Annotated in this window: 19 protein-coding genes; 9 read left to right on the top strand and 10 right to left on the bottom strand. The window is 70.8% G+C overall.

Features of this window, described 5'->3' with window-relative positions:
* Positions 1-53 precede the first annotated feature (53 nt).
* From ACFVYE_RS15095 to ACFVYE_RS15085, 3 genes are all read right to left on the bottom strand, one after another.
* A complete protein-coding gene (locus ACFVYE_RS15095) occupies positions 54-1,484 on the bottom strand; it encodes a DHA2 family efflux MFS transporter permease subunit (protein ID WP_389605795.1) in 1,431 nt (476 codons plus the stop codon).
* 66 nt (positions 1,485-1,550) lie between these two features.
* Positions 1,551-2,771 (bottom strand): lipid-transfer protein, encoded by a 1,221-nt coding sequence (locus ACFVYE_RS15090; RefSeq protein WP_383971796.1) that lies wholly within the window; start codon positions 2,769-2,771, stop codon positions 1,551-1,553.
* Positions 2,772-2,783: 12 nt separating this feature from the next.
* Positions 2,784-4,961: an acyl-CoA dehydrogenase gene (locus ACFVYE_RS15085; RefSeq protein WP_389605792.1), complete on the bottom strand. Its 2,178-nt coding sequence runs from the start codon at positions 4,959-4,961 to the stop codon at positions 2,784-2,786.
* Between the two features lie 271 nt (positions 4,962-5,232).
* On the opposite strand from ACFVYE_RS15085, the gene ACFVYE_RS15080 reads away from it, so the two are divergent.
* Positions 5,233-7,029, top strand: a complete 1,797-nt coding sequence (locus ACFVYE_RS15080; protein WP_389605790.1) for an MFS transporter — start codon at positions 5,233-5,235, stop codon at positions 7,027-7,029.
* On the opposite strand, the gene pepE is transcribed toward ACFVYE_RS15080, so the two are convergent.
* The gene (gene pepE, locus ACFVYE_RS15075; RefSeq protein WP_383971787.1) at positions 6,992-7,720 is read right to left on the bottom strand and encodes a dipeptidase PepE; all 729 of its coding nucleotides are present in this window, start codon (positions 7,718-7,720) and stop codon (positions 6,992-6,994) included. The two genes, ACFVYE_RS15080 and pepE, sit on opposite strands and share 38 nt — an antisense overlap.
* Before the next feature lie 79 nt (positions 7,721-7,799).
* Positions 7,800-8,627, bottom strand: coding sequence for an IclR family transcriptional regulator (locus ACFVYE_RS15070; protein WP_383971784.1), 828 nt, complete (start codon positions 8,625-8,627; stop codon positions 7,800-7,802).
* A gap of 150 nt (positions 8,628-8,777) precedes the next feature.
* On the opposite strand from ACFVYE_RS15070, the gene ACFVYE_RS15065 reads away from it, so the two are divergent.
* The 7 genes from ACFVYE_RS15065 to ACFVYE_RS15035 all read left to right on the top strand — a co-directional run bounded on the left by ACFVYE_RS15065 (position 8,778) and on the right by ACFVYE_RS15035 (position 16,355).
* On the top strand, positions 8,778-9,731 hold the full coding sequence (locus tag ACFVYE_RS15065; protein WP_383971782.1) for a DUF1177 domain-containing protein: 954 nt from the start codon (positions 8,778-8,780) through the stop codon (positions 9,729-9,731).
* Positions 9,731-11,119, top strand: coding sequence for a cytosine permease (locus ACFVYE_RS15060; RefSeq protein ID WP_383971779.1), 1,389 nt, complete (start codon positions 9,731-9,733; stop codon positions 11,117-11,119). Before ACFVYE_RS15065 ends, ACFVYE_RS15060 begins: the two co-directional genes overlap by 1 nt.
* Entirely contained in the window at positions 11,116-12,444 is a 1,329-nt protein-coding gene (locus ACFVYE_RS15055) for a M20/M25/M40 family metallo-hydrolase (RefSeq protein ID WP_383971776.1), read from the top strand. The genes ACFVYE_RS15060 and ACFVYE_RS15055 overlap by 4 nt, the downstream gene beginning before the upstream one ends.
* 145 nt (positions 12,445-12,589) lie before the next feature.
* On the top strand, positions 12,590-13,246 hold the full coding sequence (locus ACFVYE_RS15050; protein ID WP_383971773.1) for a class I SAM-dependent methyltransferase: 657 nt from the start codon (positions 12,590-12,592) through the stop codon (positions 13,244-13,246).
* Between the two features lie 26 nt (positions 13,247-13,272).
* Positions 13,273-14,211 (top strand): N-acetylmuramoyl-L-alanine amidase, encoded by a 939-nt coding sequence (locus ACFVYE_RS15045; protein WP_389605786.1) that lies wholly within the window; start codon positions 13,273-13,275, stop codon positions 14,209-14,211.
* 219 nt (positions 14,212-14,430) lie between these two features.
* On the top strand, positions 14,431-15,225 hold the full coding sequence (locus ACFVYE_RS15040; RefSeq protein ID WP_383971767.1) for a hypothetical protein: 795 nt from the start codon (positions 14,431-14,433) through the stop codon (positions 15,223-15,225).
* A gap of 122 nt (positions 15,226-15,347) precedes the next feature.
* Entirely contained in the window at positions 15,348-16,355 is a 1,008-nt protein-coding gene (locus ACFVYE_RS15035) for an LLM class F420-dependent oxidoreductase (RefSeq protein ID WP_383965242.1), read from the top strand.
* Here ACFVYE_RS15035 and ACFVYE_RS15030 read toward each other — a convergent pair.
* The 4 genes from ACFVYE_RS15030 to ACFVYE_RS15015 all read right to left on the bottom strand — a co-directional run bounded on the left by ACFVYE_RS15030 (position 16,348) and on the right by ACFVYE_RS15015 (position 19,499).
* Positions 16,348-16,926: a VOC family protein gene (locus ACFVYE_RS15030; protein ID WP_383965239.1), complete on the bottom strand. Its 579-nt coding sequence runs from the start codon at positions 16,924-16,926 to the stop codon at positions 16,348-16,350. The genes ACFVYE_RS15035 and ACFVYE_RS15030 overlap by 8 nt on opposite strands.
* 4 nt (positions 16,927-16,930) lie before the next feature.
* A complete protein-coding gene (locus tag ACFVYE_RS15025) occupies positions 16,931-18,010 on the bottom strand; it encodes a PHP domain-containing protein (protein ID WP_383965236.1) in 1,080 nt (359 codons plus the stop codon).
* A 116-nt stretch (positions 18,011-18,126) separates the two neighbouring features.
* Positions 18,127-18,903, bottom strand: coding sequence for a maleylpyruvate isomerase family mycothiol-dependent enzyme (locus ACFVYE_RS15020; protein WP_383965233.1), 777 nt, complete (start codon positions 18,901-18,903; stop codon positions 18,127-18,129).
* A 41-nt stretch (positions 18,904-18,944) separates the two neighbouring features.
* Positions 18,945-19,499, bottom strand: a complete 555-nt coding sequence (locus ACFVYE_RS15015) for a hypothetical protein (protein WP_383965245.1) — start codon at positions 19,497-19,499, stop codon at positions 18,945-18,947.
* Between the two features lie 166 nt (positions 19,500-19,665).
* Between ACFVYE_RS15015 and ACFVYE_RS15010 the strand changes: the two genes are divergently transcribed.
* Positions 19,666-19,956, top strand: a complete 291-nt coding sequence (locus ACFVYE_RS15010) for a hypothetical protein (RefSeq protein WP_383965230.1) — start codon at positions 19,666-19,668, stop codon at positions 19,954-19,956.
* Positions 19,957-20,017: 61 nt separating this feature from the next.
* On the opposite strand, the gene ACFVYE_RS15005 is transcribed toward ACFVYE_RS15010, so the two are convergent.
* Positions 20,018-21,157 carry a helix-turn-helix domain-containing protein gene (locus tag ACFVYE_RS15005; protein ID WP_389605782.1) on the bottom strand — a complete coding sequence of 380 codons (1,140 nt, stop codon included), beginning with the start codon at positions 21,155-21,157 and terminating at the stop codon, positions 20,018-20,020.
* Positions 21,158-21,169 lie beyond the last annotated feature (12 nt).

The raw sequence follows: 21,169 nt of genomic DNA, 5'->3' as shown, positions 1-21,169 counted from the left end.
CTGCCGGCAACCCACCCCATGGCAGCCCTACGACACCACCTGACAAAGCCCTGTCAGTGCCGGTCGGACCGGTGGCGCGGCAGCCAGAGCGCCATCAGCAGCAGTCCGCACAGCAGTACCGTGCCGGCCGTCCGGAACGCCAGCGCGTACCCGGCCGTGAGTTCCTGAGGCCCGGTGCCGCCCGCGGTGCGTGCGGCGGCGACGGTGGAGAGCGCGGCGAGGCCGAGCGCACCGCCCATCGTGCGGGAGGTGTTGACGAGGCCGGAGACCAGACCGGCCTCGCCGTGGGCCGCCCCCGTGATGGCGAGGGAGGCGAGCGGGGTGGATGCCAGACCCGCACCGGCCATCATCAGGACTCCGGGCAGACAGACCGAGGTGAGGTACGAGCCGTCGGCACCCATCGTGGACTGCCAGCCGAAGCCCGCGGCGGCGACGGTCGTACCGATGAGCGCCAGGTTCTTCGCGCCGACCCCGGCCATGACGCGGGGCGCGCACTTCGAGCCGAGGACGACGGCCAACGACGTGGGCATCAGGGCCAGTCCGGCCTGCAGCGGGGTGTAACCCAGCACCGTCTGGGCGTACACGGTCATGAAGTACCACATCGAGAATGTCGCGGAACCGATCACGAACATCGCCGCGTTCGCCGAGGTCACCGCCCGCGCCCCGAGCACCCTGAGCGGCATCAGCGGCTCCGCGGTCCTGGCCTCCACCACCACGAAGGCGATCAGCAGGGCCACCCCACCGAGCAGCGGCACCAGGGTCGCCGCCGCGGTCCAGCCCGACTCCTCGGTCTGCACGATGCCGTACGCGACTGAGGCGAGGCCCGCCGTGACGAGGACCGCGCCCAGGAAGTCGATCCGCTGCCGGTCGCCCGCCCGGCCCTCGGCCAGCCAGACCGCCGCGCCGGCCAGGACGAGCACACCGACCGGCACGTTGATCAGCAGGACCCAGCGCCACGACAGCAGATCGGTGAGCACCCCGCCGATCAGCCCGCCGGCCGCGCCGCCGCCGGCGCCGACCGCCATCCAGGTGCCGATCGCCTTCGTCCTGGCCGGGCCCTCGGGAACAGTGGTGGTGAGCAGGGTGAGGGTCGCGGGGGCGAGCACGGCGGCACCGAGCCCCTGCGCGGCGCGGGCGGCCAGCAGCTGCCAGCCCTCCTGGGCGAGCCCGCCGGCCAGGGAGGCCGCGGTGAACAGGCCGAGGCCTATGAGGAACATCCGCTTGCGGCCGTATATGTCGGCGGCGCGCCCGCCGAGCAGCATGAATCCGGCGAACGCGATCGCGTAGGCGTTGAGCACCCATTGCAGTCCGGCAGCGTTCATCCCGAGGTCGGAACGCATGGACGGCAGGGCGACATTGACGACGGATACATCGAGCACGACGAGGAACTGTCCGACACAGGCGGCGAGCACCGCCGCCCAGGTGCGGGTCCTGTGCCGTTGTTGCAGGGGTGCGGGCGTCGTGACGTCAACCATGACCGTCATACTCGCAGCCGCCCTGCGCCCCGTACATCGGTATTCGGGCCGACCCGGGCTCGGTCCGGCGGCGTATCAGGACGAGCGCTGATGACTCCGCTGACGCCGCAGCAACGTCACCACCGCCGCTCCACCGAGGCCGATGTTGTGGGCCAGGCCGACCCGGGCGTCCTTCACCTGCCTGCCCTGCGCCTCCCCCCTGAGCTGCCAGGTGAGTTCCGCGGCCTGGGCGATTCCGGTGGCGCCGAGCGGGTGCCCCTTGGAGATCAGCCCGCCGGACGGGTTGACCACCCATCGGCCGCCGTACGTGGTGGCGCCGGACTCGACGAGTTTCCCGGACTCGCCCTCGCCGCACAGCCCGAGCGCCTCGTAGGTGAGGAGTTCGTTGATGGAGAAGCAGTCGTGCAGCTCGATGACGTCGAGGTCGGCGGCCGAGAGTCCGGAGGCCTCGTACACCTGCTGGGCGGCGGCCCGCGACATCGGCTGTCCGACGGCGTCGATGCAGGTCCCGGAGGCGAAGGAGTCGCCGGTGTCGGTGGTCATCGCCTGGGCGACGATCTCGACCGCCCGGTCGCCCAGACCGTGGTTCTCGACGAAGCGTTCCGACACGACGACGGCGGCGGCCGACCCGTCGGAGGTGGGTGAGCACTGGAGTTTGGTCAGCGGGCGGTGGATGGTCTTCGCGGCGAGGATCTCCTCGACCGTGTACGGGTCCTGGAACTGGGCGTACGGGTTGTTCACCGAGTGCCGGTGGTTCTTGGCGCCGACCGCGGCGAGTTGTGCCTCGGTCGTCCCGTACCGCTCCATGTGCTCGCGGGCCGCGTTGCCGAAGATCTGGGCGGTGGGCGGGCTCATCTCGAAGCCGTGGGCGGCAGCCATGATCCCGTAGTGCCGGGCGACGGGTGACGTCTTGAAGTCGGCAGCACCGCCGTCGGCGCCTGTGCCGCCGAGCGCGCCGCGCGCCATCTTCTCGAAGCCGAGCGCGAGGACACAGTCGCTGCCGCCGCCCTCGACGAACTGCCGGGCCATCATCAGCGCGGTGGAGCCGGTGGCACAGTTGTTGTTGACGTTGTAGACGGGTACTCCGGTCAGCCCGAGTTCGTACACGGCGCGCTGACCGGCGGTGGATGCCTGGAAGCAGTAGCCGACGGCGACCTGCTGCACCTGCCCGTACGCGATGGAGGCATCGGTGAGCGCCGCCGTCCCGGCCTCCTTCGCCATGTCCCAGTACTGCCAGTCGCGTGTCTCGGGCTTCTCGAACTTCGTCATTCCGACACCGACGATGTACGCCTTCATGAGCAAGTCCCTTCAATCGCGCGGGAGGCCGAGGATGCGCTCGGCGACGACATTGAGCTGAACCTGGGTGGTGCCGCCCGCGATGGTCAGACAGCGGGACATCAGGAAGCCGTGCACGGCCCGCTCCCCCGCCCCCTCGCCGGCCGCGCCGGCCGGGCCGAGGAGTTCGAGGGTCAGTTCGGCGACCTTCTGCTGGTGGGTGGTCTGGACGAGTTTGCGGATGGAGGCTCCCGCACCGGGTTCGAGGCCGGACACCTGCTGCAGTGTGGTCCGCAGCCCGATGCAGGCGAGTGCGTGGGCCTCGGCGGCGAGTGCTCCGATACGGGCCCGGTACGTGCCGTCGAGTTCGCCGGAGCGGGCGATCAGTGCCTCGAGCCCGGTGTCGAAGGTCATCTGGTCGGCCATGTGGACGCGTTCGTTGCCGAGGGTGTTGCGGGCGACCCGCCAGCCGTCGTCGATCTCGCCGACTACGGCGTCGGCGGGCAGCAGAACGTCGTCGAAGTACACCTCGTTGAAGAGGGAGTCGCCGGTGATCTCCCTCAGCGGGCGGATGTCGATGCCCTCGGTGTTCTTCATGTCGACGAGGAAGTAGCTCAAGCCCTGGTGCTTGGGGGCGTCCGGGTCGGTCCTGGCCAGCAGAATTCCGTAGTCGGCCCATTGGGCGGCGCTCGTCCACACCTTCTGCCCGTTGATCCGCCAGCCCTCGGCCGTCCGCTCGGCCCTGGTCCGGAGCGACGCGAGGTCGGAGCCCGCGCCGGGTTCGGAGAACAGCTGGCACCAGAGGAGTTCGCCGCGCAGGGTGGGCAGCAGATAGCGGTCCTTTTGCTGCGCCGTCCCGTGGGCGATGAGCGAGGGGACTACCCAGGTGGCGATCCCGAGGTCGCTCAGCTTCACCCCCTGTTCCTTCAACTCCTGCTGTACAGCGAGTTGTTGGACGGGTCCGGCAGCCAATCCGTAGGGGGCGGGGAGGTGCGGGGCCGCGTAGCCGGTCGGCGCGAGGGCGCGGCGGGCGGCCTCCGGGCCGAGGCCGCGGGCGGCCGTGACGGCCTCGCGCGCCCCGGCCCGGTGGTCTGCGGCCTCGGCGGGGAGTTCGAGGGCGAGTTCGCGACGTGCCCCGCCCTCGGCCAGCCGTACGGCCCGCAGCCGGTGGGCGTCGCCGGCTCCGAGCAACTGCCGGGCCATCAGGGCCCGGCGCAGATACAGATGGGCGTCGTGCTCCCAGGTGAAGCCGATGCCGCCGAGGATCTGGATGCAGTCCTTGGCACAGCCGTACGCCGCGTCCAGGGCGTCCGACGCGGCGAGGGCGGTGACCATGGACCGCACGTCCGGCTCCTCCTCGTCGGCGGCGCGGGCCGCGTCCCACACCAGCGCGCGGGCCCGCTCGACCCGTACGAGCATGTCGGCACAGAGGTGCTTGATGCCCTGGAACTGTCCGATGGGGCGGCCGAACTGTTCGCGGACCTTGGCGTGTTCGACCGCGGTGTCCAGCGCCCGGGCCGCGATTCCACACGCTTCGGCGGAGAAGAGGACAGCGGCGAGGTCGCGTACGTGTGCGGTGTCGGCCCGCACGACATGTTCCGCGGGGACGAGTACGCCCTCGGCGCGTATCTCGGCCGTGGGGCGGGTCGGGTCGGCGCTGCGGTGCGGGCGGGCGGTCAGCCCTTCGGCGGCGGCGTCGACGGCGAACCAGAGGGTGCCGGAGGCCGATTCGGCGGGGAGCAGGAGCAGGTCGGCATCGGCGCCGGAGAGGACGGGCGGGGCCGCGCCGTCGAGCAGATGGCCGTCCTCGCGCTCCACGGCGGTGAGGGTGCCGGGGCCGAGGGCGACGGCGCCGATGCGCGTGCCGTCCGCGAGGTCACGCACCAGCGCGCCCGCCCCCGACGCGTGCAGTACGGCGGAGGCGAGGGAGCTCGCGAGATACGGGCCGGGGAGCGCGGCCCGGCCCGCCTCCTCCAGGACCACGGCCAGATCGAGGAGTCGGCCGCCCCCACCCCCGTACTCCTCGGGCAGATGGACGCAGAGGAGGCCCTGTTCCATGAGCCCGCCCCAGTACCCGGGGCGCACGCCGGGGGTACCGGGGGCATCAGCGTCGAGGAGCTTGCGTATCTCCTCCGGCGGTACGGCGCGCGCCAGCCAGCCCCGTACGGCCTGCGCCAACTCCCTCTGCTCTTCGGTGATTCCGATGCCCATGCGGATCCTCGCCGGTCGCAGCCACTGGAACGGCGCAAGAGTAGAACACGTTTCAATCTGACGGAAGGTCAGCGGAGTGGTCCGATGGCGGTCGGATCGCCGCATGCCTCAGGGCCTGGTGCGCAGCCGTGTCCCATTCGTGCCGCGTTCACCGGAATACCTCGGACATGCGGAAGGTTTCACCCTGCACACACCTGGCGGTCGGTGCTGCCCGCCAAAGGACCCGCATGCCTCTTCAGACCCTCGATCGCGCCGCCCGGAGGCCACACGTATGCCACAGACGACGAACGAACAGCACGCCGGGGAACTCCCCGATCCGCGGACGCGCAGGGCGGGCGGCGGTGTCGTCCCCGTGCTCGCCTTCGCGGGTATCACCGTCGCGGTGATGCAGACCCTGCTCGTCCCCGTCATCAAGGATCTGCCGGCCCTTCTCCGCACCGATCCGTCCAATGCCACCTGGGTGATGACCGCGACCCTGCTGGCGGGGGCCGTCGCGACCCCGATCATGGGGCGGCTCGGCGATCTCTACGGCAAGCGGAAGATGCTGCTCGCCAGCCTCGCCGTGATGGTGATCGGTTCACTGATATGCGCCTTCACCGACGATCTCGTGGTCATGATCGTGGGACGCGCGCTCCAGGGCTTCGCCATGGGCGCCATCCCGCTGGGCATCGGCATCATGCGCGACGAGCTGCCGCGCGAGAGGCTCGGCTCGGCGATGGCGCTGATGAGCTCCTCGATCGGGGTGGGCGGCGGACTCGCGCTGCCCGCCGCCGCGCTGGTCGCCCAGCACTCCGACTGGCACACCCTGTTCTTCGGCGCGGCCGGTCTCGGTGTGCTGTCGATGGTGCTCACCGTCCTCGTCGTGCCGGAGACCACGCTGCGCGCCCCCGGACGGTTCGACATCGTCGGCGCGCTCGGGCTCTCGCTCGGCCTGGTCTGCCTGCTGCTGCCCGTCACCAAGGGCAGTGACTGGGGCTGGACCTCGGGCACCACGCTCGGTCTGATCGCCGCCGCCCTGGTGATTCTGGTTCTGTGGGGCCTCTTCGAGCTGCGCAGCCCGGCGCCACTGGTCGATCTGCGGACCACGGCCCGGCGCGAGGTGCTGCTCACCAACCTCGCCTCGATCATGGTCGGGGTCGCCTTCTACGCCGTCTCGCTCGTCCTGCCGCAGCTGCTCCAGCTGCCGGCGTCGACGGGGTACGGACTCGGCCAGTCGATGGTGGTCGCCGGGCTGTGTGTGGCGCCGCTCGGCCTGACGATGATGTTCGTCGCCCCGCTGTACGCCCGGCTGTCCGCCCGCCGCGGCCCCAAGGTGTCGCTGATGCTCGGCATGCTGATCATCGCGATCGGTTACGGGGCCGGGCTCGGGCTGATGAGCGCCGCCTGGCAGACCATCGTGATCGCGGTGGTGCTCGGGGCCGGTATCGGACTCGCGTACTCCTCGCTGCCCGCACTGATCATCGGGGCCGTCGATCCGTCCGAGACAGGTGCGGCCAACGGTCTGAACACCCTGATGCGGTCGATCGGTACATCGGTGTCGAGCGCCGTGATCGGCATGGTGCTGGCGAACACCTCGGTGCGGACGGGCGGGGTGTCGTTGCCCTCGATGGAGGGGTTCCGCATCTCGTTCCTGATCGCGACGGGCGCGGTGGTGGTCGGGCTGGTACTGGCCGCGTTCCTGCCGTCGCAGCGCGATGCGATGCGCCCGGCGCTCCTGGCGAGCAGCGACGACGACGCGTCGGCCCCCGCGCTCTCCTCATCCCGCCCGGTCACCGGTTCGGGCGGCTTCCGCGGCCGGGTGCTGGACGCGGACGGTGCGCCGGTGGCCCGCGCCAATGTCACGCTGATCGACCACCGGGGCCGGCAGGCCGGTCTCACCGTGGCGGACGAGGACGGCCACTACACGCTGGCCGCCCCGTCCGGCGGCAACTTCGTGCTGGCCGGATCGGCCACCGGATACGCGCCGCGCGCCTACCCGGCGGCCTACCCCGGCAACGGGCTGCCGGTCGATGCCGATCTGGTGCTGAGGGTCAGCGCACCGGAGCGTCGAACCGCGGTGTCGTCGTGAGCAGATGAGAGACGTCCGACCCCACCGCGAGCTCCTGCGGCTGTGCGCCGCGGGTGAACAGCCGGGCGGGGCGGGCGCCCTGCACCCGGGCCTGGCGCCCGTTGACCCGCAGCCATGACCCCTCGCGCAGGCCGAGCACCGGCACGTCGTTCTCCTCGAGGAACTCGGTCAGCCGCTCCTCGCGGGTCTCGCCCTTGTGGGTGCTCTCCGGGTCCGGGTCCAGATAGTGCGGGTTGATCTGGAACGGGACGAGGCCGAGCGTCTCGAAGGACGGCGGCTGCACGATGGGCATGTCGTTGGTGGTACGGAGGGTGGGCGCCGCCATGTTCGTACCCGCGCTGGCACCCATGTACGGCATCCCGCCCTGCACCGCTTCGATCACGGCGTCCCGCAGACCGGTCCGGTACAGGGCGCTCAGCAGCCGGAAGGAGTTGCCGCCGCCGATGAACACGGCGTCGGACGCGGCGAGTTCGGCGACCGGGTCGGCGTTCTCATGGACCCCGCGGACGACTGTGCCGGACGGTGCGAGGGCGTCGCGGACGCGTGCGGTGTACGCGGTGTAGTCGGCGAGCGCGTACGGAACGAAGGCCAGTCGGGCACCGGAGGGCAGGAACGCGGTGACGGTGTCCAGGGCGTGTTCCAGATAACCGCAGCCGTACTGGGTGGAGTTGGAGAGCAGCAGCAGATTCACGAGGTTCCTCTTGGGTTCTCTTCGCACGAGGATTTCTCTTCGGGCGAGGGATCTCTTCTGGCGAAGGGTTCTCTTCGGGTCAGGTGGTGCGCGTGCGCCGGGCGCGGGGCTTCGGGCGCTGCGGAGGCTGGGTGAGCCGCCTCTCCAGCAGCTGGGCCGCATGGCGCAGGGCGTCGAGCCGGTCCTCCGGCGCCCCGCGGAAGAGTTCCTCGGCGCCGCCGAGGCTGAGGCTCCCGTACGGTTCGCGCCCGAGGAAGACCGGCACGGCGACGGTCGCGACACCGGTGTCGTACTCACCGACCGTCCAGGCGTACCCCTGGGCGCGAATCCTGAGAAACTCCTCCTCCAGCCGGTCCGGATCGGTGACCGTCCGGTCGGTGAAGCGGGCCATCGGGCGGCCCCGGAAGAGCCGGTGGCGCTGCTCGTCGGGCAGATACGCGTAGTACGACTTGCTGGTCGCCCCGGCGTGCGCCGGGTAGAGCTCGCCGACCAGCGGGTAGTAGCGCAGCGGCCCCGCCTCCCCTTCCTCCGCTGCGACGCACCGCATGTGGAAGCTGTCCGGCAGACAGAACAGGACCGTGTCGCCGGTGACCCGGCGCAGCTCCTCCAGGACCGGCCCGGCCAGCAGCTCCAGCGATCCGGAACGCTCCCAGAGCCTGCCCAGGCGCAACACGGCGGGGCCGATGCGATAACGGCGGGTGACCGGGTCCGAGACCAGGAAGCCACGCCCGGCGAGGGTGGCGAGCAGTCGCTGGGCCACCGAGGTGTCCCAGCCGAACTCCTCGGCGACCTCGGTGACGCCCCAGTCGGGCCGGGTCCGCTCGAAGGCGAGCAGCACCAGGAGCGCCCGGTCGACGGTTTGCAGCGCCCCGGCGGGCGTGCGCCGGTCCAGATCGAAGTCCGCCATCGTCATCTCACCATTCAGACCTGAATTGCAAATAACGGGAAACAGTTGCGTTCAACGCTATCCGATCCCGAATGTTGCCTCAGCACCCCGCCCCGCGCTTCCCCCGTCGAGCGCCGGCCCGGGTGCCCGGATGAGCAAGAAAGGCCCCCCATGTTGAAGTACGTGCTGGACATCGTCGATCTGCTGGACGATCCCCAGGTCAATGGCAAGACGGTCGCCGAGTACCTCGACTCCGTGAGCGGGGCCGAGGGATCGTCGGCGCAGGTCACCACGGTCGTCGGCGAGCAGGGCTCGACGGACTTCGTGATGGTCCGCATCCCGGGCGCACAAGGGCGTACGTCCAAAGGCAGCGCCCGCACGCTGGGCGTGGTCGGCCGGCTCGGCGGCATCGGCGCCCGGCCCGAGGTGACCGGCATGGTCTCCGACGCCGACGGTGCGGTCTCCGCGATCGCCACCGCCGCCAAGCTGCTCGACATGCGCCGCCGCGGCGATGTGCTGCCCGGCGATGTGATCGTCGCCACCCACATCTGCCCGAACGCGCCGACGGAGCCGCACGACCCGGTGCCGTTCATGGGCTCGCCCGTGGACATCGCCACCATGAACCGCCACGAGGTGACCGGTGAGATGGAGGCCGTGCTCTCCATCGACACCACCAAGGGCAACCGGATCATCAACCACAAGGGCCTCGCCCTGTCGCCCACCGTCAAGGAGGGCTGGGTGCTCCGGGTCGGCGAGCAGCTCGGCGAGCTGCTGGCCGTGGTGACCGGTGAGCCGTTGGTCACGTACCCGGTGACCACGCAGGACATCACCCCGTACGGTAACGGTGCACACCACATCAATTCGATCCTGCAGCCCTCCACCGCGACGGCCGCACCGGTCGTCGGCCTGGCCATCACCTCGGCCGCCGCGGTGCCGGGCTGCGGGACGGGCGCGAGCCACGAGACGGACATCGCGTCCGCTGCCCGCTACGCCGTGGAGGTCGCCAAGGCCTACGGCAGTGGCCACCTGGACTTCCACGACGCCGTGGAGTTCGACAACCTCGTCAACCGCTACGGGTCGCTGGCTCACCTGCAGACCTTCGGCCGTACACCCCAGGAGTCCTGATGGCAGCCGCCCCGCAGGCCGAGGCCGTGGCCCCCGAGGCCAAGAGCATCGGCAGCGACGACTACGCGCTCTCCCGTGTCCCGCGTGACAAGCGGTTCGGTTTCTGGTCCATGCTGCTGCAGTGGCTGGCCCAGTCGGGCTCGATCTCGCAGTTCACCCTCGGCGCGACCATCGGTGTCGGCATGACCTTCGGGGACGCCTTCCTCGCCTTCACGCTCGGCGCGGTGATCCTGGAGATCGTGATCTTCGCGATCGGTCTGGCCGGTATGCGCGAGGGTCTGGCGACCCCGATGCTGACCCGCTGGGTCGGCTTCGGCCGCAACGGCTCGGCGCTGGTCAGCTTTGTCATCGCGGTCAGCCTGGTCGGCTGGTTCGGCGTCCAGAACACGATCTTCGGCAACAGCGTCTCGGCGCTGGTCGGCGGCCCGTCCTGGATGTGGTGCGTACTGGCGGGCATCGCCATCACCGCACTGGTGATCTTCGGCTTCCGCTACATGGCCGTCTTCGCCAAGATCGTGACGCCGCTCTTCTTCGCGATGGTCGCGTGGTCGATCGTCTCGACGCTGAAGGACCACTCCCTCAGCGAGCTCATCCACTCGCCGGCCCCCGGCCAGACGATCCCGCTCGCCGTCGCCGCGACCGCCATCGCGGGCGGCTTCATGACCGGTGCGATCGTGGCCCCCGAGATGACCCGCTACAACAGGAAGGGCTCGCACGTCTTCCTGCAGAGCGCCTCGTCGATGATCCTCTCCGAGTACATCGTCGGCATGACCGGTGTGCTGCTCGGCCACCTGGTGAAGAGCAACGAGGTGTCGCACATCGTGCTCTCCACCTCCGGTGCCTTCGGCGTCATCGTGGTCCTGATGTCCACCGCCAAGATCAACGACTGGAACCTGTACGGCTCCTCGCTCGGCGTCGTCAACTTCTTCCAGGTCGTCTTCGGCAAGCGGCTGCACCGCGGCGCGGTCACGATCGTCCTCGGCATCGCGGGCACCGTCCTGTCCGCGGTCGGGATCATGACCCACTTCACCGAGTTCCTCTCCATCCTCGGCGTCGCGATCCCGCCGATCGGCGGCATCATCGTGGCCGAGTACTGGGTCGTGAAGCGGATGCGGGCGCCACTGGACGCCACCCGCGAGGCCGAGACGCTGCCGAAGTCCTCGCCGACCTGGGTACCGATGTCCCTGGTCATCTGGATCGTGGCGTTCTGCGTCGGCAAGTTCTACGACGGCGGCATCCCGGCCCTGAACTCGCTGGCCACCGCCTTCATCCTGTACAGCGTCCTCGGCCTGCTGGGCTGGGTGAAGCCGTACGGCACCTCCACCCTGGACGACGAGGACACCGCCGCCCCCGCCGCCCCCGCCACAACCTCTGTGGGAGCAGCATGACCACCCCCGACCCCACCCCCGCTCTCGTCCCGGCCTCCGACGAGGCCCAGGACGAGGTCATCGATCTCTGCGCCGAGCTGATCAGGTTCGACACCTCCAACCCCACCAGCAACGAGCGCGCAAGCGCCGACTGGGTGGTGGGCCGCCTCTTCGAGGTGGGCATCGACTCCGAACTGGTCGAGTCCGCCCCGGGCCGCGCCAATGTCATCGCCCGCATCGCGGGCAGCGACCCCGGGCGCGGCGCCCTCCTGGTCCACGGCCATCTGGACGTCGTGCCCGCCGACGCCTCCGAGTGGCAGGTCCCGCCGTTCTCCGGCGAGATCCGCGACGGCTACCTCTGGGGCCGTGGCGCGATCGACATGAAGGACACGGTGGCCGTCATGCTGGCCACCGCCCGCCACTTCGCCCGTACCGGCACCAAGCCGTCGCGCGACCTGGTCCTCGCCTTCCTCGCCGACGAGGAGGCCGGTGGGAAGTTCGGCGCCCACTGGCTGGTCGAACACCGGCCGGAGCTCTTCGCCGGGGTCACCGAGGCGATCGGCGAGGGCGGCGGCTTCTCCTTCGCCATCGACGACACGCGTCGCCTCTACCCGATCGAGAACGCCCAGCGCGGCATGGCCTGGATGGAGCTCACCGCCACCGGCCGGGCCGGCCACGGCTCGTCCCCCAACGACGAGAACGCCGTCACCGACCTCGCCGAGTCGCTGACCCGCATCGGCCGCGAGACCTTCCCGATCCGCCTGATCGAACCGGTCCGCGCCCTGCTCGAAGAGGCCGCCCGCCTCTACGGTGTCGAGTTCGACGAGAACGACATCGAGGGCAGCCTCGCCAGGCTGGGGCCGGTCTCCGACTTCATGCAGGTGGTGCTCCGCAACTCCGCGAACCCCACCATGTTCGGCGCGGGCTACCAGACCAACGTCATCCCGGGAAAGGCGACCGCCCGGGTGGACGGCCGCTTCCTCCCCGGCCACGAGCAGGAGCTGATCGACACCATCGACAAGCTCCTCCTCCCCTCGGTCACCCGCGAGTGGGTCAACCACGACATCGCGCTGGAGACGACGTTCGACGGCCCGCTGGTCGACGCCATGTGCGAAGCCGTACGCGCCGAGGACCCGGACGGCCACCCCGTCCCGTACTGCAACCCCGGCGGCACCGACGCCAAGGCCTTCACACACCTCGGCATCCGCTGCTTCGGCTTCAAGGGCCTCAAGCTCCCGCACGACCTGGACTACGGCCGTCTCTTCCACGGCGTGGACGAACGCGTCCCGCTGGAGGGCCTGCGCTTCGGCGTCCGCGTCATGACCCGGCTCTGGCAGAGCTGCTGACCTCCATATCGCAGCCCTGCCGGGGGCGCCCCGACCCGGGCTCACCCCTCGTACGCCCCCGCCGATGCCTTCGGCGGGGGCGTACGGCACGATGGGGCGCCGTCGAACGCGTACCCGTCAGAACCGTCCCCACCAGGAGGAACCCGTGCCCGCCGAGTCCGTCGCCGAGCCCAAGCCCGAGATTCTCGCCGCCTTCCAGGCCGCCAAGGGCTTCATGCCGGTGGTCGAAGGACTCGCGCTGTACGAGGCCGCCGTCGAGGCTGCCGCGCTGGGGCTGCCGATCCTTGAGGTCGGGACCTACTGCGGGCGCTCCACCATCCTGCTCGCCGATGTCGCCCGGGCGGCCGGCGTGACGGCTCTCACCGTCGACCACCACCGCGGCAGCGAGGAGCAGCAGCCCGGCTGGGAGTACCACGACCCGACCGTCGTGGACGCGGAGGTCGGCCGGATGGACACGCTGCCGACATTCCGCCGGACCCTGCACGCGGCAGGTCTCGAAGACCATGTCGTGGCACTCGTCGGACGGTCTCCGCAGGTCGCGGCCGTCTGGGGCGGGAAGCTCGGCTTCGTCTTCATCGACGGCGGTCACACCGACGAGCATGCGAACGGCGACTACGAGGGCTGGGCTCCGCATGTCGCCGACGGCGGGCTGCTCGTGATCCACGATGTGTTCCCGGACCCCGCGCACGGCGGCCAGGCCCCGTACCGCGTCTATCTGCGGGCGCTGGCCTCGGGCGCGTTCACCGAGGTCTCGGTGACGGATTCGCTGCGGGTGCTGCGGCGCACGGGACCGGGGATCTGAGACCGACGCCCCGATAGCATCGCGGGGTGCCGTACGACGAGAGCGTTCCCCCCACCCCGCGCCGCCGGCCCCTGTTCGCCGCCGCCGCGCTCGCAGCCATGTGCCTGACTGCCGCGGGCTGCGGCGCGGGCGGTGGCAGCGGCGGGGCGCAGAACCTGCCCCGGCAGGGCAGCAGCGGCACCTCCGCCGCGCCGCCGTCGGCCTCGAAGAACACTCCGGCGCCGGAGAAGACGTCCGCATCCCCCACCCCGTCCGCGTCGCCCTCGAAGTCCGCTCCCGGCCGGGCATCGGGGCCGCTGTCCGGGAAGACCGTCGTCATCGACCCCGGGCACAACCCGAACAACCATCTGCACACCCGCGAGATCAACCGCCAGGTGGACATCGGCACTACGCACAAGGAGTGCGACACCACCGGAACCTCGACCAACTCCGGCTACGCGGAAGCCCGGTTCACCCTTGATGTGTCGCACCGGCTGCGTACGCTCCTGCAGGCGCAGGGCGCGAAGGTCGTGCTGACGTACGACAACGACCGCCCGTACGGGCCCTGTGTCGACGAACGGGCCCGGATCGGCAACGACGCCGAGGCCGATGCGGTGGTCTCCGTGCACGCGGACGGTTCCGCGGTCGGCAACCGCGGCTTCCATGTGATCCTCCCCGCGCCGGTGCGGGGAGGAGCGGCGGACACCTCGAAGATCGTCGAGCCGTCGCGCGATCTCGGCACCCGGATCGCAGGTCTCTTCGTCCGCGATACCGGAAGTGCGCCTTCCAATTACGTAGGCGGCAATACCGGGTTGGACATCCGCAAGGACCTGGGCGGACTGAATTTGTCGACCGTGCCCAAAGTGTTCATCGAATGCGGCAATATGCGTGACCCGAAGGATGCCGCCCTGCTCACCAGCGCGAGTTGGCGCCAGAAGGCGGCGCAGGGCATCGCCGATGGCATCAGCAGCTACCTGAAGGGGTAGCAAGAGGTAGTTCTGAGGCGAAATTGGGGGGAAGTGCGTCCAGGGCCCGGGCAGGGACACAACCAGTCCGGGCAGACGATAGATTCATCCGTACGATGGGGAGCCGCCCCCGAGCTTCGCGCCGTGCCCGCCCTACCGGTGGCAGCGACGACCGCCCCGACGAGACGATCGACTAAGGACCTTCACGTGAATATCCGCTCCCTCACTCGAGGCGATGGCGTGGTGATCGGAGCAGCGGTCGTGCTGTTCATCGCCTCTTTCCTCGATTTCTTCTCCTACGGCGAGCTCAGCGTCAATGCGCCGAACGCCTGGGAGTCGTTGGGCAACGCGCTCGGTGTCTACATGGTCGGGGTGGCCGGTGCGGCACTGATCATCCTGTCCCGCTCGCAGCCCCAGCCCCGCAAGGTCGCGGGTCTGGATCTCAGCCAGTTCGGTGTCGCGGCTACGGTCTTCACCGCCTGGAACCTCTTCTGGACGATCATCGACCTCGGCCAGGTCGACGCCGGTGCGGGTCTCATCCTCGGCCTGATCGCCGCCCTGGCGCTGGCCGCGGGCGCGATCGCCACTCCGCTGGTCCCCGCGCTCAAGGCCCCGCTGGCCGCCGCCCCGCGTCCGCAGGCCGTGCAGTCGCCGTACGGCGGCCAGCCGCAGCCCGGCCAGGGATACGGCTACCCCGGCGCCCAGCAGCAGCCGTACGGTGCACAGCCGGGGCAGCCGCAGCCGTACGGTGCGCAGCCGCAGGCCGGTCAGCCGCAGGCGGGGCAGCCCGAGCCGCAGGCGGCCCAGCCGGCTCCGGCGGCCGGTGCGCCGGCCGGTGACTTCACGCCGTTCTGGTTCGCGGTGCCGGTGGCCCGCCCGCTGTACGGGGAGGACGGTTCACCGTCGCCGATCGCCGAGTTGGCGCCCGGCACCTGGTACCTCGCGGTGGAGCAGCGCGGTCCGGGCCTCATCGCCCAGACCCAGGACGGCCGTCGTGGTGTGCTCCAGGACACCACGGGCATCCAGCGCGGCTGAGTCCACGCTTCCGCAGCACGAACAGCGGCCCCCCGCCCCTTCCGGGCGGGGGGCCGCTGTCGTACTCTCCGTCCGTGCGTCAATGACCTGACGCAGCGTCAGATGCGGTGGGAGGCAGCGGAATGCGGCTCGGACTCGCGCTCGGTTACTGGGGCCGCGGCCCGAACCCCGCCCATCTGGAGCTCGCCCGGGAGGCGGAGGAGCTGGGGTACGGATCGGTGTGGACGGCGGAGGCCTGGGGCTCCGACGCGTTCACTCCGCTGACCTGGATCGCCGCGCACACCTCCCGCATCCGACTGGGCACCGGTATCGCGCAGATGGCGGCGCGCACCCCGACTGCCACCGCCATGCACGCCCTGACCCTCGATCATCTCTCCGGCGGACGGATGATGCTCGGCCTGGGGCTGTCCGGGCCGCAGGTGGTGGAGGGCTGGTACGGGCGTCCGTTCCCGAAGAGCCCGCTGACCGCGACCCGTGAGTACGTCGACGTCATCCGTCAAGTGCTCAGCCGCGAGGCGCCCGTTGAGCTGGACGGACGCTTCCACTCCCATCCTTACAACGGTCCGGACGCCACCGGTCTGGGCAAACCGCTGAAGCCGATCACCCATCCGCTGCGGTCCCGGCTGCCCGTACTGCTCGGGGCGGAGGGGCCGAAGAACATCGCGCAGACGACGAGGATCGCCGACGGCTGGCTGCCGCTGTACTGGTCACCGCTGCGCACCGATGTGTACGAGGCGTCGCTCACGGACCTGCCCGACGGATTCATGATCGCGCCGATGGCCCGTGCACACGTCTGTGACGATGTCGCCGAGGGGCTGCTGCCGGTGAAGGCGATGCTCGGCTTCTACATCGGGGGGATGGGGCACGCGGCCCGTAACTTCCATGCCGATCTGATGGCGCGGATGGGATTCGAGGAGGAGGCGCGGCGGATCCAGCAGCTGTTCCTCGAAGGACGCAAGGAGGAGGCGGTGCTGGCCGTGCCGGACGCGTTCGCCGATGAGATCTCGCTCGTCGGGCCCCGCCAACGGATCGCGGAACGGCTGGAGTTGTGGCGCAAGGGGCCGGTGACCGATCTACTGGTGACCGCACCGGACCCGCACACTCTGCGGGTGCTCGCCGAGCTCAACTAGGGTTTGGCCGAGCCGGGTCCGCCGGCCAGGCACCGGTGCCGACCGGCGCGGGCCGCACCCGCCGTCGTGGCGCGGTGCGCTCCCAGGGCTGGGGGTCGGGGTAGGTCAGGAGTTCCAGCGTGCTGCCCCATGGGGTGCGCAGATACGCGAACCGGTTGCGCTCCCCCGCTTCGGGGCCCGGCAGCGGCTGCGCCTGTGCGAGCAGCGAGGCTCCCGCGGCCACACAGTCCCGCACGGCCGCGTCCAGATCGTCGGCGTAGAGCGCCACATGCTGCCAGCCGAAGTCGCAGGGCAGCACCGGTGGTTCCCGGCGGGGGCCCTGGAACTCGAACAGCTCGATGCCCGGGCCGTTGCCGGGAAGGGCCAGCATCCGGATCGCCAACTGCTGTGTGCCCGCCGGGACTCCGAGCCGCCGCTCGACGTCCGGCCCGCCCTGCGGGCGGTCCTGGCGTCGCAGGGTGTCGTACAGCACCTCGGCGCCGAATGCCCTGACGAGAAAGAGGGTGGCAGTCTCCAGGTCGGGGACCGTGACCCCGATGTGGTCGATGCCTCGCACGCTTGTGGCCGTCATGGGTTCACCGCTCCTGTCCCGGGGCTGCGCAGACCACCCCGTCCGCCCCGGAGCGGGCCCGCTCCGGGGTCGTTCCCCCGCGCGACCAGGCCAGCAGTTCGTCGGCCGACCACGTGGTGATGACGCGTTCCGCCGGGACGCGGCACTCCTCGGCGCGGGCACAGCCGTGGATCTGCCAGTCCAGCTGTCCGGGCGCGTGTGCGTCGGTGTCGACGGAGAACAGGGTGCCCGCGGCGACGGCGCGGCGCAGCAGCCGGCGGGGCGGGTCGAGCCGTTCGGGCCGGCTGTTGATCTCCACCGCCGTGCCCTCCTCCGCGCACGCGGCGAAGACCTCGTCCGCGTCGAAGCGGGACTCCGGGCGGCCCCGGCCGGTGATCAGCCGCCCGGTGCAGTGCCCGAGGACGTTCGCCCGCGGATGGCGGACGGCCGCGAGCAGGCGTCCGGTCATCGGGGCGGCGTCCATCCGCAGTGCGGAGTGTACGGAGACCACCACGACGTCCAGCTGCTCCAGCAGCTCCTCCTCCTGGTCGAGGGAGCCGTCGGGGAGGATGTCGCACTCGATGCCGGTGAGCAGCCGGAACGGCGCCCAGCCCGCGTTGAGCTCGGCGATCGCATCCAGCTGCCGGCGCAGCCGTTCCGGGGAGAGTCCGTTCGCCACGGTCAGCCGGGGCGAGTGATCGGTGAGGACCGCCCACTCATGGCCCAGCGCCGCCGCCGTGCGGCCCATCTCCTCGATCGGGCTGCCACCGTCCGACCAGTCGGAGTGCAGATGGCAGTCGCCGCGCAGCAGGGCGAGGAGGCTCCGGCCGCCCCCGGGGAGCGGGGCTGCAGCGGCCTCTTCCTCCAGCCGCTCCAGGTAGCCGGGCACTTCCCCGGCCACCGCCTCGCGGATCACCTGCGCGGTCTTCGGCCCGATGCCCCTGACCGACTCCAGCGAGCCGTCCGCCACCCGCTGTGCGGCCTCGCCGTCCGTCATCGCCGCCACCGCGTCGGCGGCCGTACGGAATGCCTGCACGCGGTAGGTGTCCGCCCTGCCGCGTTCCAGCAGGAAGGCGATCCGTTTCAAGGCGCTGACGGGCTCCATCGGCACCTCCACAGGGGCCGCCGGACACTACGGGCTGTCCTCTCCAGCTTGGCTCAGCAACGCCGCGCCCGCACAGCGGACGGGAGACCTGCGCCCGCCCGGCGGCCGGTAGGGGCTCAGCCGAACGTCGCGCGCTCCAGCCAGGAGTCCAGCAGCTTCGCGTCCCCCAGCACCTCGACCCGGTCGCTGTCCGCCGGCAGGCGCCGGTTGAAGACCAGCATGACGTCGGTCAGCGGGCCCCGCAGCGCCACGTCCGCCTTCTCGTGCCCGCGCCGCCAGCTGAAGCCGTCCTCACCGAGCTCGATCAGCCACTCGGCACCGGGCACGTCCGTGGCGTGCAGATGGATCGAGCGCCCGGCGCCAGCGAGTTCGACGGCCTCCTTGTGGCCCGCGGCCCGCACGAAGGCGACGATCTCCAGCCACTCCTCGATGGTGTCGGCGGCCAGCTCGGGGGCCACCTCGTAGCCGGTCTTCGCGGTGAGTGCCGCGTCGGCCTGGTGGACGATCGTCTCGTGCGCCATGCGGCGCGCCCAGAAGCCGGTGCTGCACTCCCAGCCCCAGGACCACGCCTGCTCGTCCGGGCCGGCCTCACGCAGGAGCTCGACGGTCTTCGCCGCCCCGTCCGCCAGCCAGGCGTCGAGCACGGCGGGGTCGTCGCCCTCGGGCCCGAACTCCGGCACCCGTTCGTGCGGCACCGCTTCGGTGGCCCGGGTGCGTACGATCTCGCCCGCCCAACGGTGCGCTCGGCCGACGTGGACGGCGAGATCGCGCAGGGTCCAGTCGGGGCAGGTCGGGACGGTCGCGTTGAGGTCGGCGTCCTTGATCGCCGCCCTCAACTCGTCGGTGCGGCCGATGATTTCGTCACAGTAGAGGTCGTGTCGGAGTGCGCTCATGACACGCAACCTAGTTCGATCAAGGGCCGGAACCGCATCGATTATCCGCCGAGCTGAGAGCTGGTGGGCACCTTGTCCTTCACCTCTGCGCCCGCGCTCTTGCCCGCGTCCTTGATGCCGCTGATCACGCTCTCGAAGGCGCCGATGTCGCCCGCGCCCGCCTCACCCTTGCGGAGCTTGTTGCCGAGCCCCTTGAGCGATTCGATGCCCGCCGTCAGCGGCGCGACCGCCTTCGACAGCAGCGGGTCGCCCTTGGCGTTGACCACCGCGGCCTTCAGCCGGTTGTAGGCGAAGCCGCCCGCAAGCCCGGCCTTGACCAGTGCGAAGGTCCGCCCGTCCGCGCCCTTCTTGAACTTGCCCGCGCGGTACGGCTTCACGATCCACTGGTACGTCGCACCGGCCGCGAGTCCCGCATTGGCGACGAACCGCGTCTTGGCGAACTTCTGCGCCTCGGCCGAGGACGTGCCGCTCGGGGACGCGGAGCTGCTCGTGGTCTTGCTCTCGTTGCCGCCGCCGCACGCGGTTGCGCCCACCAGCACGGCGCAGGACAGCAGCAGCGAGACGAGCAGACGGCGGAGCGGTACGGGACGGTTCACGGCGGAACTGGGCACAGCGGGCCTCCCTGACCAGGCGCATCACGGCGATCTCTACGGTGAGTGACGCCTCTCGGCACTCTCCGCAAGGCTCGCCCGGCCCCGGGCAGCGTGCCACTCGGAGCCGCCGTCCGGGTTTCTCCCGCCGGAAAACGGCAACCCGGAACACATGTCTCCTCGAACAGGAACGAGAAGCGCTACCGCAGCACGTGTCATAGCCGTCGTGGCCGACATCATGGCCTTCGTCATCGGCTTGTGGATCCTGATGTACCTGCTGGAGGCCAACCGGGGCAACGACCTGGTGAATGTCGTCCAGCACACCGCACGCTGGCTGGCCGGCTGGTCGTACGACCTGTTCACCTTCGACGAGGCGTGGGCGCGGGTGGTCTCCGGATACGGGCTGGCCGCCGTCGTCTACCTCTTCGCGGGTCACGCGGTGGCCGGCCGCATCCGTCACTAGGGACCTGTCCGGCGAATCTTCGCGAGACAGGCCTGTCCGTACTGCCAGCCGATCGCGACTGTCAGCCGGTCGCGAGGGCGGCCGACGCGTCGATGAGGGCGAGTTGGCCCGGGCTGGCTCTCCGGGGCCGGGCCTGTTCCACGAAACGGCCCAGCTCCGCGCGGACGGTGGCCGAGTCGATGCGCTTGATCACGGGCAGCGTGGCCTCGACGATCTGACAGGCGTCGTCGAGGCGGCCGACACCGGCCAGGGCTGTCGCCTGCCGAACCGCTAAGCGAGCCTGGGAGTTGCTGTCCGCCGGGACGGCCGGCCGGCGCCGGCGCTCGGCGGCGAAAAGGTCGGCGGCCGGCTCGAAGCGGCGGAGGCTGAGCATGCAGGACGCCTCGATGAGCCGAGGGTTGCCGTTCTCGATGCGCGGGCCCCAGTGAGGGGTCCGGTCGCCGATGACCTCGGCGGCGTGGCTTCTGAACCGCTCCAGTGCCTCCCGGCAGGCCCCCGCATCGCCACGGCGCGCATGCCCCTGGGCCGCGCGTCGCGCGGCGTGCGCGCGGATCACCGGGTTGGCCGCCGGGTGCCCGGCCGCCTGGTCGGCGAATCCGATCGTCGCATCGGTGTCACCGCGGTGCTGGGCGATGAACGCCTTGCGGACCAGGGCATACGCGGCCACTGTTTCGTCCCCGCCGTGTGCGCCCCAGCGGACAGCGAGATTCGTCCAGCGCAACGCCTCCGCGGGATTTCCCGCCTCTTGTGCCATCCACCCCGTGTATTCGGCGAACCTCGAGGCCAGCAGCCAGATCTCGGCACGCTGCTCGCCAACGGCGTGCGGACCGGCGTCCGTCAGGATCCGCGTGATCGACTTCATCGAAGCGGTGACGAACCTCGGTCCGGTGGATCTGCCGATGTCCTTCAGCTCCCAGAGGACCCGCTCGTATCCGGCGACCACGGGGCCGGCCTCGACGATGCCCTCGGCCCGGGCGCCGCGGCGGCCGGCCCCGGCCAGCTCGACGAGTTCCCCGCCGGTGCCGAAGGCCGCGTCGCATGCCGCCGCCACAGCGGGCGTCGGGTTGCGCAACCCGCTCTCCAGATTGCAGATCTGCCCTTCGGACACGTTCGCACGCCGGGCGAACTCGCGCACGCTCCACCCCCGACGTGCCCGGAGTGTGGCCAGGACGACGCCGAAGTCGCCCGGCGGCAGACGCATGCCGGCCGATCT

Source organism: Streptomyces sp. NPDC058239, assembly GCF_042882185.1.
In the GTDB taxonomy this organism is placed as follows: domain Bacteria; phylum Actinomycetota; class Actinomycetes; order Streptomycetales; family Streptomycetaceae; genus Streptomyces.
The sequence above is the reverse complement of the archived record's forward strand: the minus strand, read 5'-3'. Positions and strand labels throughout refer to the sequence as shown.

Excerpts from the sequence above, each read along its gene's own strand:
- ACFVYE_RS15095 (WP_389605795.1), bottom strand. The coding sequence starts at position 1,484 with ATGACGGTCATGGTTGACGTCACGACGCCCGCACCCCTGCAACAACGG.
- ACFVYE_RS15090 (WP_383971796.1), bottom strand. The coding sequence starts at position 2,771 with ATGAAGGCGTACATCGTCGGTGTCGGAATGACGAAGTTCGAGAAGCCC.
- ACFVYE_RS15085 (WP_389605792.1), bottom strand. The coding sequence starts at position 4,961 with ATGGGCATCGGAATCACCGAAGAGCAGAGGGAGTTGGCGCAGGCCGTA.
- ACFVYE_RS15080 (WP_389605790.1), top strand. The coding sequence starts at position 5,233 with ATGCCACAGACGACGAACGAACAGCACGCCGGGGAACTCCCCGATCCG.
- ACFVYE_RS15070 (WP_383971784.1), bottom strand. The coding sequence starts at position 8,627 with ATGGCGGACTTCGATCTGGACCGGCGCACGCCCGCCGGGGCGCTGCAA.
- ACFVYE_RS15065 (WP_383971782.1), top strand. The coding sequence starts at position 8,778 with ATGTTGAAGTACGTGCTGGACATCGTCGATCTGCTGGACGATCCCCAG.
- ACFVYE_RS15060 (WP_383971779.1), top strand. The coding sequence starts at position 9,731 with ATGGCAGCCGCCCCGCAGGCCGAGGCCGTGGCCCCCGAGGCCAAGAGC.
- ACFVYE_RS15055 (WP_383971776.1), top strand. The coding sequence starts at position 11,116 with ATGACCACCCCCGACCCCACCCCCGCTCTCGTCCCGGCCTCCGACGAG.
- ACFVYE_RS15035 (WP_383965242.1), top strand. The coding sequence starts at position 15,348 with ATGCGGCTCGGACTCGCGCTCGGTTACTGGGGCCGCGGCCCGAACCCC.
- ACFVYE_RS15030 (WP_383965239.1), bottom strand. The coding sequence starts at position 16,926 with ATGACGGCCACAAGCGTGCGAGGCATCGACCACATCGGGGTCACGGTC.
- ACFVYE_RS15025 (WP_383965236.1), bottom strand. The coding sequence starts at position 18,010 with ATGGAGCCCGTCAGCGCCTTGAAACGGATCGCCTTCCTGCTGGAACGC.
- ACFVYE_RS15020 (WP_383965233.1), bottom strand. The coding sequence starts at position 18,903 with ATGAGCGCACTCCGACACGACCTCTACTGTGACGAAATCATCGGCCGC.
- ACFVYE_RS15010 (WP_383965230.1), top strand. The coding sequence starts at position 19,666 with ATGTCTCCTCGAACAGGAACGAGAAGCGCTACCGCAGCACGTGTCATA.
- ACFVYE_RS15005 (WP_389605782.1), bottom strand. The coding sequence starts at position 21,157 with ATGCGTCTGCCGCCGGGCGACTTCGGCGTCGTCCTGGCCACACTCCGG.